Consider the following 15563-nt stretch of genomic DNA (forward strand, 5'->3'; position numbering starts at 1 on the left):
GATGCTCTTCAGCCCGACGCCTCCGGTGACGCCGGCGGGGGAGCGGGCACGTCGTCTGGAGAGAATGATATCTCGGGTGTCTCGCGTGGAAGATGAGAAGCTGGCGGAGGTGGAGCGGGCTGTGATGATTGTGGTGGGGTGAGGACACCCCAGTGCCGCGCAAAACGCGGCCCATCCGACTGAGGTGGCTTTGAAGGTTCCCGTATTTTCACCGGCAACGGGGCTGGAACATCCGGCCCAATGATGATCGCTTCTCCCGGGCCCAAAGTTGGAATGAAGCGTGCAGCCTCTCGGTCAAGATCTCCGCACGCCTTCTCAACTATTGAACGATCACCCTCGTTGGTCAGGCGATGCACGATTAGCGTGCCGAGCTGACTAAGAACGTCGGCTGGAATATCTCGAGGTCTTTGGGTCGCGAGGATGACGTTGAGGCCGTACTTCCGCCCCTCTTTGGCGATCAAGCCGAACGCGTCCAGGGAGACGTTTCCATATGTATCACCGATAATTCTCCCTATGAATTGATGCGCCTCATCAAGAAAAACCAGCACCGGCTTGTCTGACATAACCCTATTACGAGCACAATTTAACAAGTATCTTCCGATAATATTCATTAGTAATTCGCGTGTATTATGCTCAAAACTCACATGTTTAAAAGAGATCCTTATCACTCCACTCTCTTGTGACGAAACAAATTCGCGCAACATTTTCGCAAGAGGCTCTCCTTCACGTCCAAAAAGACATTGCATTTCAGCCGAATTTGTCTGCGTACGAATTCTCGCTATCATAGTCTCGCAGTAACTGAGCATTTGCTGATCATCACCACCCCACTTACCGGGCGCACCAGTACGGACACATTCATTCGCGATTTGATCAGACAACTTCTCAATATCAAAGCGACAAGCAGATAAATTTACCTCTTTCCCATATTCGATAAGGGCATCTAAGAACGGCTTTCTCGGCTGCCCTCTTTTGTAAATCAAGCCATTATCTACAAGTAGCCCGGGCCTTTCCTGCCCTCTCATCGCCGAAACCAATTTTAAGCTCTGGACCGCATCGCGAAGCCGCGGACCTTGGCTCTGTCCCGAAGGATTGACCAGAGCGAACAGATCGCTCTCCGTCATCGATGTGTACGGAAAGTAAACAAGCGTCTCGCCGTTCTCCGCCCTTCCAAATGCAAGGTGCCTTTTGATGCCCGCTACAGATCCGAATTCGCCCGTCGGGTCGAAAAGGAATGCACGGCCACCGGCAGCCGCAACCTGCTCAATGAGACTGGCTACGGTCCAACTCTTACCGCCTCCTGTGGCCCCTAGTACCCCACAGTGGCGTCCAAAGAGTTTCTCCGCCGAGAGAGATATTTCTGACCCGAACGCGGTATCGAGCTCTCCAACGATGAAATTGAGGCCGCCGTCATCGTGTGTTGCAGAACGAAACAACTGGCTTACGGTCGATGGGTCGGCGAGAAATACTGCGTCGCCGACCTTAGGAAAACTTGCGACACCTCGCCGTAATTTTCGCGTCGAGACCCGCACCGTTGCGAGCAGCTGTATCAGCCCTATCGGATTGGAATCGGGGGCAGAACCAATTTTTGGCTCTAGGGCAAGGCGCTCGCGATCGGGGACCTTAACCTCCACGATACGCCCCAGGATACGGGCATCCTCGCAATCCACAAAGACGAAGTCACCTACGGTACCGCGAGATAGGCCGCGACGCTCGGTGCGAGCCGCTGCATGCGGCAAATTAACGACAGCGCTACCCGCGGTCGCGCCTGTCACAGTCCCCACATAGAAGCCAGGATCGGTCAGACTTCGAACAAGGGTTCTTTGTGTCATGATAAAACCTTCATTGTCGCGATCCGGCCGGCAAGCTCTTCGCGCTCAGTCTGAGCCATCAAATCTGGAATAGCATCGATAAAATCTTCAAATCGGCCATTAATCAGCGTAATTCGATGATCTCCCAATTGAGCTAAGGCAAGTATTTTATGGAAGAAGTCATTTTCTTGCGCTTCGTGGAAAACCTCCATCGTAGCATCATCCAGCTTCCCCCAGGGCACAAACGAAACATCGCACACTATTATTCGAAACCTCAAATTGCTTTCCAGAGCGGCAAGAACAGGGTGCGCGATATGCGAGTCGCTGAAGCTGAAGCCCGAGACGAGGAGAGCGGTATCTGGCCTTCTGAGTGCAGTCTGGAAAGATGCCATGAGATCGAGGTAAGGTGGCTCGAAAGACTCTTGAAACTTTGAGTTTCTCGGATAGATTAGAACTGGATCCCCATCAGTCTCGCGGGAACGGTATATCTCGCTTCCGCGGCGGCGCCAATCTACGGAACCGTGTAGCTTATACAGATGCAGGACATTTTCGATGAAATCAGGAAATTCGTCGCCATCCGATCTCCGTACAAAATCTAAATCGAAATTGGTCCTATCATACGCAGGCGGGGCCGCCGTTGAGAACCCATCAATAATACTAAATACCTGCTTTCTTGCTGCATATTCAAAAGCAAGATCATAGTTGGTTGTGAAGATTTTTGCCCTATGCTTGCGAGCACCTCGGCGACCTAGCTTGCGTATAAGACTCTGATGCGCTGTCAATGTACTTTCTTCATCAATGAAATCAACTGACCTTAGAATGGCTCGCTCCGCACAGGAGACAAAGTCTAGCACTTCTTGAAAACCGGCCCCTTTCTCCCCATGTAACTCTAGATATAGTTTACATTTCGTCAAAAGAAGCTCAATTTCTTTTTCCTTAAGCTGATCGCCTCCAGGAATTATCTCAAGAACCTTTTTGAATGATTTGTCACCAATCGAATCTTTAGCTACTTTCCATAAATCTACTAGGCTTGGTGCCGCCATATCTTTTCGCTTACCTGCAACTTCATTCCGAACGCAGAATGAGGAACCGGCACCGGTCAGCATAACCAAATTAGTAGCGTTGAGAGCATTTAACAGAGCCGCTTCGAGCGCCATCGAACACCCCCGCTGGAGGATGTGGTCCGGATCCTCACTCGACCGCTCGTCAGCATACCGGAGCCATGCGTTGGGCGCCGTAAACATCCTAAGGTTTTCTTTCGAGGCATCTCGCGCGTCCCAGTAGCCCATATCAACCTCATTCAGACAGAATGGACAATCTCTTATGCTCGAAAAGTTTGTCAATCGAGCATTAACTCGTATGTGAGCGCTCGCGGCAGGTGTGTCTCACCATTCGCGGCGATACGACGGCTCCGGGGGAACACGGCGGCGCCCGACTCTCCAGGGGAACAGGAGGTTTTCAGGGCGCACGCCATCGGCCGCCGCGCACTCCCCTCCACCATCCCCCTGGTGGGTCGGACACCCGTCATCCCCCCGGAGCCGTCGTGCCTTGCACGGGCCGGCGCGCGCAGCGGAGGTCACCGCGGAGCGGCCGGAACGCAGTGGAGGAGGGCGTAGCCCTTGACCGGAGCGAGCACGCCGGCACGCTCGCCGCACAGGACGGCGGTGCAGCGGCGGCCGGGCGGCAGGCCTGCCTCCACCCTCTGTCGCGTCAACTTACTCCACAGCTGTCCACAGCACTGTTCGATTCGTTCACTTGACGAGGACGTTTGCCGACGACCGGCGAAAGAGGCTGCGGCGGCAACGCCTTAAGCGATAGAGAAATCGCCCCTATCGATTCGCCGACGGCGCAGAGTTGGTTGCAATCTTTGCAACTCTTCTCGGTTTGTGCTTCCCTCATTTTGCCTGGGCAATTCCTGGGCAAAAAAAGAGGGCGGCTTTTGCCGCCCCAAGTCTGCACTGACGAAGTCCGGCTCGGATCACTCCTGGATGGGAGCCGAGCCGGACTTCTTCACCAGCTCGATCGCCGCGAGGCAGTCGGCCTTGTTGGTGTATCCTTCGCCCGAGTTGGCGATCTTCCGATAGTTTGCAGCGTAGAGGGTCCACCGCCACTCGTTCGCTGCGTCTTTATAGACCTTGTAGTACATATTCACCTCGGGTTGCTACGTGGTTATCCCGACTCTTGAAGACCCATCACTGTGGGGTCCGGGAGCGCGCGAATCGGCGCGCCTCACTACTTGGGAGAAGGTCTCCCGTTCGCGCAACAGTCGGCAGGCAAACGCTCGGTTTTTCCACAGGCAGATGTCCTTCGCTCGCGTGTCCGTTGCAATTGAGCTTGGTCAAGGCGTCTTGGTGCCGCCCGTCATCCCCCCGGAGCCGTCGTGCTTCCGCACGGGACGGCGCCCCCTCCCCCGTGTCATCCCCGGCCGGAGCGCCGTCAGGCGCGCAGGGGAAGGGGACGTGAGCACGACTCGTCGCGGCGAAGCCGCGGCCGTCGGCGGCGACTAGCCGCCTGGTCGGCGGCCGAAGGAGCGCCTTCGGCGCAGCATTCTGCGCTGGGTTCCCTTCCCCTCCGCGCGCAAGCGCGCTCCGGCCGGGAATGACAACCCTCGGCACCCCGCCGTCTTGTCCTGCCAGCGTGGCTCCGGGGAAACAATGCGGCGCCCGACTCTCCAGGGGAACAGGAACGTTTGCGGTGGGGCGCCGTCGCGGGCCGCCGCGCCCTCGCTTTCCGGTCCCATCCCCCTGGTGGGTCGGGCGACCGTCATCCCCCCGGAGCCGTCGTGCCTCCGCACGCGCCGGCGCGCGCAGCAGAGGTCACCGCGGAGCGGCCGGAACGCAGTGGAGGAGGGCGAAGCCGAAAGGTCCCCTCGGACCGCAGCGAGCACGCCGGCAGGCTGGCCGGACGGGACGGCGCCCCTCCGCCCACCCTCCCCTCTCCCGTGCGGGAGAGGGGCCGGGGGTGAGGGCGGGACGGTGGGCGGTTCGGCTCGCCGTCGATGACGCGGCGCCGGCGTGCGCGTCCGGGACGCCGGACGCCCTCACCCCTGCCCCTCTCCCGTTCGGGAGAGGGGTTCCCCCCGGTGCGCCGCCCCGCAATCCCCCGTGCGACCTTCCCCTTTCGTCCCGCCCGGTTTCCGCCGCGGAGTTGCGCCCTACTTGCTTGTCTTCGCCGCGAGGCGGGCGTCGGAGCGTCGCTCGCGGGGGAGGTCAACGAACGGAAAACGGGAGGGACCGACATGCTCCATCGACGCCACACCGCGGCCGCCGCAGCCACCGCCACCGCGCTCGCCGCGCTCCTCGCCGCCGCGCCGGCGGCGCTGGCGCAGGCGGGGATGAACACGACGAGCCTGCAGCACGAGGTCGTGCTCGACAATCTCCAGACCCCCTGGGACATGGCGTTCCTGGACGACGGCACGATGTTCTTCACCGAGATCTGCGAGGGGCTGTCCGTGCGCATGCCGGACGGCGCGGTGAACAAGCTCCTCGGCATGGACGACGCGCAGGGCTACGCCTCCATGGCCGACGACCTGTTCTGCGAGGGCCAGGCCGGGATGCTCGGCGTCGCGGTGGACCCGGATTTCGCCGAGAACCGGCGCATCTACGTGTTCTCCGCCTCCGAGATGTCCGACCCGCAGACGAACCGGGTGATGCGGCTCGTCGTGAACGAGGACTTCACCGACGTCTCGGAGCGCACGGACATCGTCGACGACATCCCCTACAAGGTGGCGCCGACGGACCACCCGTTCGGCGCGCCGGGCGCGCACAACGGCGGGCGCATCCGCTTCGGGCCGGACGGTTTCCTGTGGGTGACGACGGGCGACAACCACAACCCCGAGATCCCGCAGAGCCCCACCCTGATGGGCTCGAAGGTGCTGCGCATCGACACCGACGGCGCGGCCGCGCCGGGCAATTCCCCGCCGGAGGGCTTCGATCCGCGCACCTACACCTACGGCCACCGCAACGTGCAGGGCATCGCCTTCCATCCGGTGACGGGCGCCGCCATCATCGCGGAGCACGGCCCCTGGCATTCGGACGAGATCACCGTTCTCGTCAACGGCGGCAACGGCGGCTGGGACCCGCGGGACGAGATGGCCGGGCGGGGCGAGTGCCCGGACGGCTATTGCGGCTACATGCCCAACCAGATGGAGGGGATGAACCGCTTCGAGCGCGCCGCCTTCATGCCGATGACCGACTTCGAGACCTATCCGGACGCGATGCCCCCGATCTGGGAGAACAACGGCTGGTCCCAGGGCACCTCCTCGGCCGCCTTCCTCGAGGGCGAGGCCTGGGGCGACTGGGAGAACGCCATGGTGGTCGGCATCATGGGCATCGGCTTCGGCGGCACGCCGATCGGCCAGCGCATCGACGTGATCGAGCTCGACGAGGAGGGCACGTCGGTGGTGGACGTCACCGAGATGACGCTGCCCATGGACGCGGGCCGCTTCCGCTCGGTGGTGCTGGGGCCGGACGGCAGCCTCTACGCCGCGGTGGACGAGGGCATGATCCACAAGATGACGCCCGGGCAGTGAGCCGGGCCGGACGACGACGGCGCCGCCCTTCGGGGCGGCGCCTCTCGTTTCGGGGGCGCCTCGGCGTCAGAACGACCAGACGACCGCGTCGGGGCGCAGCATGGCGGCCGCCTGCGCGGGCGGCTGGGCGACGCCGACGCCCTCCAGCAGCGCCTCGGGGCCGAGGTCCTTCCCGGGCAGGTAGACGGCGCACACGCGCACCGTCGCGCCCGCCTGCATGATGGCCTGCATCAGGCCCTGCGGGCTCGCGCCGCGGGGCGGCTGGCCGGCGGTGGCGCTGTCGGGCGCGTCGGCGAGGGCGATGTCGCCGGCGGGGCCGCACAGCAGCATGTCGACCGCGTGCCCCTGCTCGACGGCCTGCATCGTCAGGACCATCGCCATCAGCTGCGTCTGCGGGTGTTCCGCGGTCACCACCGTGACGAGCGGGGGCTTCGCGTCCTGCGCCAGCGCGGCGGGGGCGACGGCGGGGGCGACGGCCAGCGCGAGCGCCACGGCGAGGGTGCGAATCGGGTGTGCTGTCACGGGATGCTCCTTTCGGTGATACATTCTTATCTGAGAATACACGCAGGTTCTCAGGGTGACGATCCGTAGTCGCCCGACTTGCCCGGTATTTCGCGCACCCGGCCGGCGCCGGCGCGAGATCCGGAGCCGCGCGATCTTGCGGGCGGCGGCGCCGTCGACGCACTGTGTCGCACGTCGCCGGCGGCACGGCCGCCCGGGCGATTCAGGCACGCCCGGAGGCCCCATGCCGCGCAGGATCATCCGCACCATGCTCGCCGCGACGCTGGGCGTCGCGCTCGTGTCCCCGCCGGCGGCGTCGACGGAGCTCGACCAGCTCGCGGCCATCGTCGAGGCGTGGCTCGCCTCGCCGCACGCGGACTACCATTCGCCCTCCTTCACGCACTGGAACGAGGACGGCGCGGTGCCCGCCACCTGCGCGGCCTGCCATTCGCAGCCGGGCTTCCTCGACTATCTCGGCGCCGACGGCGGCCCGGCCGGCTCGGTCGAGGGCCCGGCGGCGATCAACGCGCCCGTGGGCTGCGCCGTCTGCCACGTCAGCGAGGCGCACGCGCTCGACGCCGTGCCCTTCCCGTCGGGCGTCGTCGTGGAGGGGCTCGGCGCCTCCGCCACCTGCACCGTCTGCCATCAGGGGCGCGCCTCCGGCGACACGGTCGCGGCGGCGACGGCGGGCCTCGACGCGGACGCCGTGTCCGCGGACCTGCGCTTCGTCAACGTACATTACGGCGTGGCGGCGGCCGTCATCCGCGGCGCGCAGGTGCGCGGCGGCTTCCACTATCCCGATCGCGCCTATGCGGGACGCTTCGAGCACGCGCCGGGCGTCCGCACCTGCGTCGAGTGCCATTCGCCGCACACGACGCGCGTCGACACCGCCTCGTGCGCGACCTGCCACGACGGCGCGAGCGACATCCGCGCGATCCGGCTCGGCCGGACGGACTACGACGGCGACGGCGACGTCTCGGGCGGCGTGCGCGCGGAGATCCTCGGCCTGCACGCGCTCCTCTATCGCGGGATCCGCGCCTATGCCGCGGAGGTGGCGGGCACGCCCATCGTCTACGTGGACCGCTTCCCCTACTTCTTCGCCGATCCCGACGGCGACGGCGCGATCGCCCCGGAGGAGGCCGTCATGCCCAACCGCTACCAGAGCTGGACGCCGCGCCTGCTCGAGGCGGCCTACAATTACCAGGTCGCGGCGAAGGACCCCGGCGGCTACGTGCACAATCCGGACTATCTGCTGCAGCTCCTGCACGACAGCGTCCAGGATCTCGCGACGACGGTCGACCTCGACACGCAGACCCTGCGCAGGCCCTGAACGGTTCCTGTTGCCGGGGCGTCGGGGCGTCGGCTACCGTCGCGAGGGTGCGGGTTCGGCGCGGGCTCGGCGCGAACGGATACGGGGAGATGGGATGCGTGCGTTTCTCGAGCGCTCGGCCCTGTTCGCGGGGCTCTGGCTCGTGCTGACCGGGGGCGCCGGGAAGCCTCATCTCGCGCTCGTCGCGATCCTCGCCGGCGCGATCGTGAGCCTGCGGATGCTCCCGCGCGGGGGCCGGCGCCCGGCGCCCGTCGCGACGGCGCGGTTCCTCGCGGGCTTTCTCGGGCGATCGGTCGCCGGCGGCGTCGACGTCGCCTGGCGGGCGCTGCATCCGCGCATGCCGCTCGCGCCCGGCTGGCGCGTCCTGCCGACGGGCCTGCCCGACGGCGGCGCGCGCGTCGCCTTCGAGACCGAGCTCTCGCTCCTGCCCGGCACGCTGAGCGCCGGCAGCGAGGGCGATGCGATCCTCGTCCATTGCCTCGACGTGCGCGGGGACGTCTGCGGCGCCGCGCGGGCGGAAGAGGCGCGCCTCGCGGCCGCCCTGCGCGCCGACGGGGAGCGGCGCGCATGAGCGCGGCCTTCCTCGCCCTCGCGGCGATCCTGCTGCTCACCGTGGCCGGCGCCTTCGTGCGCGTGCTGCGCGGGCCGAGCCCGGCGGACCGGATGATGGGCGCCCAGCTCGTCGGCACCGGCGGCGTCGCCGTGACCCTCCTCCTCGCGGCCGCGACCGGCGAGACGGCGGCGGTCGACGTCGCCCTCGTCCTCGCCCTGCTCGCGGCCTTCGCCACCGTCGCCTTCGTGAAGAGCGCGAGCATGGACGGCCTCGGCGATCCCGAGGAGGAGGAGGCCGAGATCGGCGAGCGTTCGGAGGCCGCCGGACCGTGAGCGCGCTCGACCTCTTCAGCGTCGTCGCGGTCACGATCGGCGTCGGCTTCTTCGTCGCGGGAACCGTGGGGCTCCTGCGCTTTCCCGACCTGCACACGCGCCTGCACGCGCTGACGAAGGCGGACAATCTCGGGCTCGGCTTCGTCGCGCTCGGCGTCATGCCGCAGCTCGGCGGGGTCCTGCCGGCGCTGAAGGTGCTCGCGGTCTGGGCGCTCGCGCTTCTCGCGGCGGGAACGGCGGCCCAGCTCGTCGCCCGCGCGGCCCTGCCGCGCCGTCGCCCGCGGGGGGAGCGATGACGGGCGCCGTCGGGTCCCTCGCGGGTCTCGCCTTCGACCTCGCGCTCGGCCTGCTTCTCCTGGCGACGGCGATCGCGGCGGTCGCCGGGCGCGACCTGTTCGGCGGCGTCGTCGCCTTCGTCGTCTACGGCCTCCTCGCCGCCCTCGCCTGGGTCCGGCTCGGGGCGATCGACGTCGCCCTCGCCGAGGCCGCGATCGGCGCGGGGCTGACGGGTGTGCTGCTCGTCGGCGCCGTCGCCCGGCTGGCGCGGATCGGCGCGGTCGACCCGGCGCCGACACCGCTCCTCGGAAAGCGGTTCGCGGCGCTCGGCGCCACGGCCGTCGCGGGGGCGATCGCGGCGGCGGTCCTCGCGCTCCCGGCGGAGCGGCCGGGGCTCGGGCCCGAGGTCGCGCGGAGCCTCGCGGCGAGCGGGGTCGAGAACCCGGTCACCGCCGTGCTGATCGTCTTCCGCGGCTACGACACGCTGATCGAATCGATCGTCCTCCTCGCCGCGCTGGTCGGCGTCTGGGCGGCGAGCGTCGAGCGGGACTGGGGCGGGCTTCCGGGCCTGCGCCAGCACGCCCGTCCCGGCGGCGTGATGGCGAGCTTCGCGCGGCTCGTGCCCTCGCTCGGCATCGTCATCGGCGTCTACGTGGTCCATGCCGGCGCCTACGCGCCCGGCGGCGCCTTCCAGGGCGGCACGATCCTCGCCGCGGTCTACCTGCTCGCGGCCATGGCGGGTCTCGTCGAGCCGCCGGCGGTGTCGCGCCTGCCGGTGCGCCTCGCCCTGGCGCTCGGCCCGGCCGTGTTCCTGGGGCTCGGCGTCGTCGGCGCGCTCGGCGGGACCTTCCTCGCCTTCCCGGAGGGCGTCGCCGGGACCCTCGTCCTCGTCGTCGAGACGGCGCTCACGGTCTCGATCGCCGCGACGCTGGCGCTCCTCGTCCTCGGGCCTCCCGCGCGCCCGCCCTCCGGAGGCGCGTCGTGAGCCCGGATCTCGCACCGAACGCCACGCTCTACGCCCTCGTCGGCGCGGCCCTCGTCGGGCTCGGGCTCTACGGACTCGTGGCCCGACGCCATCCGCTGCGCCGGTTGGTCGGCTTCAACGTCATGGGCTCGGGCCTCTTCATCGTCTTCGGCGCGACCGGGACCGCGCCGGGGCTCGCCCCGGACCCCGTCCCGCAGGCGCTGATCATCACCGGCATCGTGGTGGCCTTCTCCGCCACGGCGCTGATCACGGCGCTCGCCGGGCGCTACGCCGCGCTCACCGGCCGGGCGGGACTGCCCGAGGAGACCCCGCCGCCGGACGGCGACGCGGCGGGGCGGCCCGAGGCGTCATGACCGAGCCGCTCGACACGGCCGCCCTCGCCGCGGCGCTCGCCGTGGCGCTGCCGCTCGCCGGCGCCCTCGCCGCGCTCGTGCTGGGACGGCGCGCGGGCGACGTGATCGTCGTCACCGGCCCCGCCATGGCGCTCGTCGCGGCGGCGCTGATCGCCGGGATCGTCGAGACCGGGCCCGCGCGCATCGCCGTCGGCGGCTTCGCGCCGCCGCTCGGCATCGCGCTCGTCGCCGACGGGCTGGCGGCGACCTTCGTCGCGACGACGCTCGCCGTCATGGCGGCGGCGCTGGCGATCGCCCGCGGCGGCCTCGTCGCGCGCCTGCGCGAGACGCGGCGGGGCTACGCCTTCGTCGCGCTGGCGCATCTCGCCTGGGGCGCGCTCAACGCGGTCTTCCTCTCGGGGGACCTCTTCAACCTCTACGTCGCGCTCGAGCTGCTCGGCCTCGCGGCGATCGCCCTCGTCGCGCTGGAGGGCAAGCCCGAGACCCTCGCCGCGGCGATCCGATACGCCTGGTTCGCGCTGACCGGCTCGCTGCTCTACCTCGCCGGCGCGATCCTGCTCTATTCCGAGGCCGGCACGCTCGACATCGCGCTCACCGCGACCCGCGCCACCGAGAGCGCGACCATGCTCGTCGCCGGCGCCCTGATGACGGCGGGCCTGTGCGCCAAGACGGCGCTCTTCCCCCTGCACGCCTGGCTTCCGCCGGCGCATGCCGGCGCGCCCGCCCCGGCCTCGGCGATCCTCTCGGCGCTCGTGCCGAAGGCGTCGTTCGTCGTGCTGGCGCGGCTGTGGCTCGAGGCGCTGCCCGCGATCGCGACGCCCGCGCTCGGGCCGCTTCTCGGCGGGCTCGGGGCCGCGGCGATCCTCTACGGCTCCGTGCTCGCCCTGCGCCAGGAGCGGCTCAAGCTCCTCGTCGCCTATTCCACGATCGCCCAGATCGGCTACCTCTTTCTCCTGTTCCCCCTCGCGGGCGGCGCGCTCGGAACACAGCCCTGGGCCGCCGGCGCCTGGAGCGGGGCGATGCTGCACGGCGTCTCGCACGCGCTCGCCAAGGCGGCGATGTTCCTCGCCGCCGGTCTCGTCCTGGCGCGGCTCGGCCACGATCGGATCGCAGGCCTGTCCGGCCTCGCCCGGGCGATGCCGATGACGGCCTTCGCCCTCGGGCTCGCCGCCGTGACCCTCATGGGCCTGCCGCCGAGCGGCGGCTTCATCGCCAAGTATCTGCTGCTCGTCGCCGCCTTCGCCTCCGGCCAGGGAGCCTGGGCGCTCGTCATGCTCGGCGGCGGGCTTCTCGCGGCGCTCTACCTCTTTCCGGTGCTCGGAAGGCTGCTCGCGAAGGAGGACCCGGAAAAGACGGAGCCGGCCGGCCCGCCGCCGTCCGCCGCCCGCGAGGCGATCCCGCTCCTCCTCGCAGCGCTCGCCGTCGCGCTCGGCTTCGCCTCCGTCTGGCCGACGGCGCTCCTCGCCATCGGCCGCCCCGGCGCGGCCGTGGAGGGGCTCGAATGAACGGGCTCCTCCCGGTCCTCATCATCGCGACCTCGCTCGTCCCGGCGCTCGTCACCTTCTTCTTGGCGAAGGACCAGACCGGCTGGCGCAACGGGCTCAATCTCGGCGGCGCGGTCCTGAAGATCGCCCTCGTCGGCTTCATGCTGGCGGAGGTCGGCGCCGGGACGCTCCACGAGACGCGCTTTCTGCTGGCGCCCGGCCTCGCCCTCGTCCTGCGCGTCGACGCGCTGGCGCTCCTCTTCGTCACGCTCTCGGCGGCCCTGTGGCTGCTCACGACGATCTACGCCATCGCCTATTTCGACGGGACGCGGGACCTGTCGCGCTTCTTCGGCTTCTTCTCGCTGTGCGTCGCCGCGACGACGGGGATCGCCTTCTCCGGGACCCTGGTGACGTTCTTCGTCTTCTACGAGCTCCTCACCCTCTCGACCTGGCCGCTCGTCGTGCACAAGGGCGACGCGGCCTCTCTCTCCGCGGGCCGGCGCTATCTCGCCTACACGATGCCGGGCAGCGCCGCGCTGCTCGCCGCCATCGTCTGGCTGGAGAGCGCGGTGGGGCCGATCGCCTTCGCGCAGCCCGCGGCGCTCGAGGCCGTGGACGAGACGACGCTGCGCCTCGTCTTCGCGCTCTTCGTCGTGGGCATCGGCGTCAAGGCGGCGCTCGTGCCGCTGCATGGCTGGCTGCCGGCGGCGATGGCGGCGCCGGCGCCCGTCTCGGCGCTGCTCCACGCCGTCGCCGTGGTGAAGGCCGGCGCCTTCGGCCTCGCGCGCGTCGTTCACGACGTCTACGGGATCGAGCGGGTCGCGGCGCTGGGGCTCGCGACGCCGCTCGCCTTCGTCGCCGCGCTGACCATCCTCTACGGATCGGCTCGGGCGCTGCAGCAGGTCGACATCAAGCGCCGCCTCGCCTTCTCGACGGTGAGCCAGGTCTCCTACATCGTGCTCGGGGTCGCGCTCGCCGGACCGCTGGCCACGATCGGCGGGCTCGTCCACCTCGTCCATCAGGGGCTGATGAAGGTGACGCTTTTCTTCTGCGCCGGGGCCTTCGCCGAGCGGGCGCACATCCACCGCGTCGACGAGCTCGCCGGCATCGGCCCGCGCATGCCCTGGACGGCGAGCGCCTTCTCGATCGGCGCGCTCGGCATGATCGGCGTGCCCCCGATCGCCGGGTTCGTCTCGAAATGGTACCTCGGCATCGGCGCGCTGCAGGCGGGGCAGCCGTGGGTCGTCGGCGTGCTCGTCGCCTCCTCGCTGCTCAACGCCTCCTATTTTTTGCCGCTGCTCTACCGCATGTGGTTCCTGCCCGCGCCGGAGACGCTTCCCGCGCGTGGGCCGGACACGCGCGCGCTCGAGCGCCCGCTCGGCCTGATCGCGCCTCCCGTCGCGACGGCGCTCGCCGCGCTCGCGGTCGGGCTGCTGGCGGCGTCGCCGATCTCGCCGCTCGCCTGGACGACGCTGATCGTCGAGCGGGAGTATGCGCCATGATCGAGGGCCCGCTCCTCCCATTCCTCGCGCTCGCCTGGCCGCTCCTGCTCGGGGCGCTCGCGTCCCTGCCGGCGATGCGCCCGCGCGCGCTCGTCCTCCTGCCCCTCGCGCCGCTGCCTGCGCTGATCGCCGCCTTCGGCGCACCGCACGGCGTCGAGACCCGCGCCCCCGACCTCCTGCTCGGCGTCGTCCTCGCGCTCGATCCGGCCGCAGCCCTCCTGCTCGGAATCGTCGCGGCGCTTTGGACGCTCGCCGGCGTCTACGCCCTCGGCTACATGCGCGGCACGCACAAGCCCGCCACCTTCACCGGCTTCTGGTGCCTCACCCTCGCCGGCAATCTCGGCGTCTTCCTGGCCCGCGACGTCGCGACCTTCTACGTCTCGTTCGCCGCGGTCTCGCTCGCCGCCTACATCCTCATCGTGCACGAGGCGAACGCCCGCGCCCTGCGCGCGGGCCGGCTCTATCTCGCGCTGGCGGTGCTCGGCGAGGCGGCGATCCTCGCCGGCCTGATCATCGGCGCAGCCGGCGCGGAGAGCCTCGATGTCGCGGCGGTGCGCGCGGCCCTCGCGACCATGCCGGCCGGCGATCTCGCGAGCGCGTGCCTCCTCCTCGGCTTCGGGATCAAGGCCGGCCTCGTCCCGCTGCACGTCTGGCTGCCGCTGGCCCATCCGGCCGCGCCGACGCCGGCCTCGGCCGTGCTCTCCGGCGCGATCGTCAAGGCCGGATTGTTCGGCGTCATGCTCCTCGTGCCGCTCGAGGCGCTCGCGACCACGCTCTGGAGCCTCCTCGTCGGCGCGGGGCTCGCCGGCGCCTTCCTCGCGGTCGTCGCCGGGCTCGCGCAGACGAATCCGAAGGCGATCCTCGCCTATTCGACCGTCAGCCAGATGAGCCTCCTTCTCGGCGCGCTCGCGGCCTCCGCGGCTTCGGGCGCGCCGGCGCTCGGCAACGCGGCGCTCTACGCGGCGCATCACGGGCTCGCCAAGGGCGCCCTGTTCCTCTCGGTGGGCGTGATCGCGGCGAGCGCGGGCCTCGTCCGGCGCGCGACGCTGGGGCTCGTCGCGCTCGTCGCGCTCTCGATCGCGGGCCTGCCGGCGCTCGGCGGCGCCCTCGCCAAGATCGCGCTGAAGGCGCCGCTCTCGGGCCTGGTCGCGTTCCTCGTGACGATCTCGGCGGCGACGACGGCGCTGCTGCTCCTGCACGCTTGGCGCGTCCTCGCCACGCAGCCCGCGCAGGCCGCGCGCCCCGCGGAGCGTGCGCTCCGGTTCGGCCCCTTCGCGGCGCTCGCCGTCTGCGCGCTCGTCCTGCCCTGGATCGGATTCCCGCCGTTCGCCGAGCGTCCGCTCGGCTACGCGCTCGAGCCGAAGAACCTGTGGTCGGGGGGCTGGCCCGTCCTCCTCGCCGGGGCCATCGCGCTTCTGGCGGCGCTCCCGCGACTGCGGCCGGGCCGCGCGCCGATCCCGGAAGGCGATCTCGCCGGGCTGCTCGAACGCGCGGCCGCAGCGGCGGTCGGGGCGGTCCGCCGCCGCTCGCAGATGCGCAGCCACGGCCTGCGCCTCGAAGGCAGGCGCCTCCTCGACCGGGCGCAGGACCGGCTCGCGCGGCTCGAGCCGCTCCTCGTGTCGTGGTCGACGAGCGGCCTCGTCCTCGCTGCGCTCGCGCTGGCCGCGGGCATCGCCCTTCTCGCGGACGCCGGGTGAGGGCGGAGGGCCGCGCAGGGCGACGCGGTCCCGCCGACGGGGAACACGACGCGGGCCCCTTGCGCGCGCGCTTCCCGGGCCGCATCTCCCCCTCGACCGATCTCTCCGCGAGAACGAGCACGGCGCCGGTGGCTCCGTCCCGTCCGCGCACGCCGCGCTCTGGCCCCGGCCGTGCGGAGGCGCTAGAGAGGCCCGGAGAGCGCAGCGATGG

General features: G+C 69.1%; 14 protein-coding genes. 10 read left to right on the forward strand and 4 right to left on the reverse strand.

All coding sequences use genetic code 11. The annotated features are described in order from the left end of the window. Window positions 1–8: 8 nt before the first annotated feature. The 3 genes from ABL310_RS14365 to ABL310_RS14375 form a co-directional block, all read right to left on the reverse strand. A complete protein-coding gene (locus tag ABL310_RS14365) occupies window positions 9–1829 on the reverse strand; it encodes an ATP-binding protein (protein ID WP_349367696.1) in 1821 nt (606 codons plus the stop codon). Continuing rightward, window positions 1826–2965 carry an SIR2 family protein gene (locus tag ABL310_RS14370; RefSeq protein WP_349367697.1) on the reverse strand — a complete coding sequence of 380 codons (1140 nt, stop codon included), beginning with the start codon at window positions 2963–2965 and terminating at the stop codon, window positions 1826–1828. The genes ABL310_RS14365 and ABL310_RS14370 overlap by 4 nt, the downstream gene beginning before the upstream one ends. Before the next feature lie 821 nt (window positions 2966–3786). Beyond that, on the reverse strand, window positions 3787–3954 hold the full coding sequence (locus ABL310_RS14375) for a DUF1508 domain-containing protein (RefSeq protein WP_349367698.1): 168 nt from the start codon (window positions 3952–3954) through the stop codon (window positions 3787–3789). A gap of 1092 nt (window positions 3955–5046) precedes the next feature. On the opposite strand from ABL310_RS14375, the gene ABL310_RS14380 reads away from it, so the two are divergent. Further along, window positions 5047–6339 carry a PQQ-dependent sugar dehydrogenase gene (locus ABL310_RS14380; protein WP_349367699.1) on the forward strand — a complete coding sequence of 431 codons (1293 nt, stop codon included), beginning with the start codon at window positions 5047–5049 and terminating at the stop codon, window positions 6337–6339. A 66-nt stretch (window positions 6340–6405) separates the two neighbouring features. Here ABL310_RS14380 and ABL310_RS14385 read toward each other — a convergent pair whose 3' ends face one another. Continuing rightward, entirely contained in the window at window positions 6406–6861 is a 456-nt protein-coding gene (locus ABL310_RS14385) for a hypothetical protein (protein ID WP_349367700.1), read from the reverse strand. Window positions 6862–7084: 223 nt separating this feature from the next. Between ABL310_RS14385 and ABL310_RS14390 the strand changes: the two genes are divergently transcribed. From ABL310_RS14390 to ABL310_RS14430, 9 genes are all read left to right on the forward strand, one after another. After that, on the forward strand, window positions 7085–8170 hold the full coding sequence (locus ABL310_RS14390; RefSeq protein ID WP_349367701.1) for a polyheme membrane-associated cytochrome C: 1086 nt from the start codon (window positions 7085–7087) through the stop codon (window positions 8168–8170). A gap of 94 nt (window positions 8171–8264) precedes the next feature. Further along, a complete protein-coding gene (locus ABL310_RS14395; protein WP_349367702.1) occupies window positions 8265–8741 on the forward strand; it encodes a Na+/H+ antiporter subunit E in 477 nt (158 codons plus the stop codon). Continuing rightward, window positions 8738–9055, forward strand: a complete 318-nt coding sequence (locus ABL310_RS14400; protein WP_349367703.1) for a monovalent cation/H+ antiporter complex subunit F — start codon at window positions 8738–8740, stop codon at window positions 9053–9055. Before ABL310_RS14395 ends, ABL310_RS14400 begins: the two co-directional genes overlap by 4 nt. Then, window positions 9052–9351 carry a monovalent cation/H(+) antiporter subunit G gene (locus tag ABL310_RS14405; RefSeq protein ID WP_349367704.1) on the forward strand — a complete coding sequence of 100 codons (300 nt, stop codon included), beginning with the start codon at window positions 9052–9054 and terminating at the stop codon, window positions 9349–9351. The genes ABL310_RS14400 and ABL310_RS14405 overlap by 4 nt, the downstream gene beginning before the upstream one ends. Further along, on the forward strand, window positions 9348–10316 hold the full coding sequence (locus ABL310_RS14410; RefSeq protein WP_349367705.1) for a hydrogenase subunit MbhD domain-containing protein: 969 nt from the start codon (window positions 9348–9350) through the stop codon (window positions 10314–10316). The genes ABL310_RS14405 and ABL310_RS14410 overlap by 4 nt, the downstream gene beginning before the upstream one ends. Further along, the gene (locus ABL310_RS14415; protein WP_349367706.1) at window positions 10313–10669 is read left to right on the forward strand and encodes an NADH-quinone oxidoreductase subunit K; all 357 of its coding nucleotides are present in this window, start codon (window positions 10313–10315) and stop codon (window positions 10667–10669) included. Before ABL310_RS14410 ends, ABL310_RS14415 begins: the two co-directional genes overlap by 4 nt. Further along, window positions 10666–12174, forward strand: coding sequence for a proton-conducting transporter membrane subunit (locus ABL310_RS14420; RefSeq protein WP_349367707.1), 1509 nt, complete (start codon window positions 10666–10668; stop codon window positions 12172–12174). The genes ABL310_RS14415 and ABL310_RS14420 overlap by 4 nt, the downstream gene beginning before the upstream one ends. Beyond that, a complete protein-coding gene (locus tag ABL310_RS14425; protein WP_349367708.1) occupies window positions 12171–13655 on the forward strand; it encodes a proton-conducting transporter membrane subunit in 1485 nt (494 codons plus the stop codon). Before ABL310_RS14420 ends, ABL310_RS14425 begins: the two co-directional genes overlap by 4 nt. Continuing rightward, window positions 13652–15352, forward strand: a complete 1701-nt coding sequence (locus ABL310_RS14430; RefSeq protein WP_349367709.1) for a complex I subunit 5 family protein — start codon at window positions 13652–13654, stop codon at window positions 15350–15352. Before ABL310_RS14425 ends, ABL310_RS14430 begins: the two co-directional genes overlap by 4 nt. Window positions 15353–15563: the final 211 nt, after the last annotated feature.

Origin of the sequence: Salinarimonas sp., assembly GCF_040111675.1 — a bacterium.
GTDB lineage: Bacteria > Pseudomonadota > Alphaproteobacteria > Rhizobiales > Beijerinckiaceae > Salinarimonas.

Excerpts from the sequence above, each read along its gene's own strand:
- ABL310_RS14365 (WP_349367696.1), bottom strand. The coding sequence starts at position 1,829 with ATGACACAAAGAACCCTTGTTCGAAGTCTGACCGATCCTGGCTTCTAT.
- ABL310_RS14370 (WP_349367697.1), bottom strand. The coding sequence starts at position 2,965 with ATGGCGCTCGAAGCGGCTCTGTTAAATGCTCTCAACGCTACTAATTTG.
- ABL310_RS14375 (WP_349367698.1), bottom strand. The coding sequence starts at position 3,954 with ATGTACTACAAGGTCTATAAAGACGCAGCGAACGAGTGGCGGTGGACC.
- ABL310_RS14380 (WP_349367699.1), top strand. The coding sequence starts at position 5,047 with ATGCTCCATCGACGCCACACCGCGGCCGCCGCAGCCACCGCCACCGCG.
- ABL310_RS14390 (WP_349367701.1), top strand. The coding sequence starts at position 7,085 with ATGCCGCGCAGGATCATCCGCACCATGCTCGCCGCGACGCTGGGCGTC.
- ABL310_RS14395 (WP_349367702.1), top strand. The coding sequence starts at position 8,265 with ATGCGTGCGTTTCTCGAGCGCTCGGCCCTGTTCGCGGGGCTCTGGCTC.
- ABL310_RS14400 (WP_349367703.1), top strand. The coding sequence starts at position 8,738 with ATGAGCGCGGCCTTCCTCGCCCTCGCGGCGATCCTGCTGCTCACCGTG.
- ABL310_RS14410 (WP_349367705.1), top strand. The coding sequence starts at position 9,348 with ATGACGGGCGCCGTCGGGTCCCTCGCGGGTCTCGCCTTCGACCTCGCG.
- ABL310_RS14420 (WP_349367707.1), top strand. The coding sequence starts at position 10,666 with ATGACCGAGCCGCTCGACACGGCCGCCCTCGCCGCGGCGCTCGCCGTG.
- ABL310_RS14425 (WP_349367708.1), top strand. The coding sequence starts at position 12,171 with ATGAACGGGCTCCTCCCGGTCCTCATCATCGCGACCTCGCTCGTCCCG.
- ABL310_RS14430 (WP_349367709.1), top strand. The coding sequence starts at position 13,652 with ATGATCGAGGGCCCGCTCCTCCCATTCCTCGCGCTCGCCTGGCCGCTC.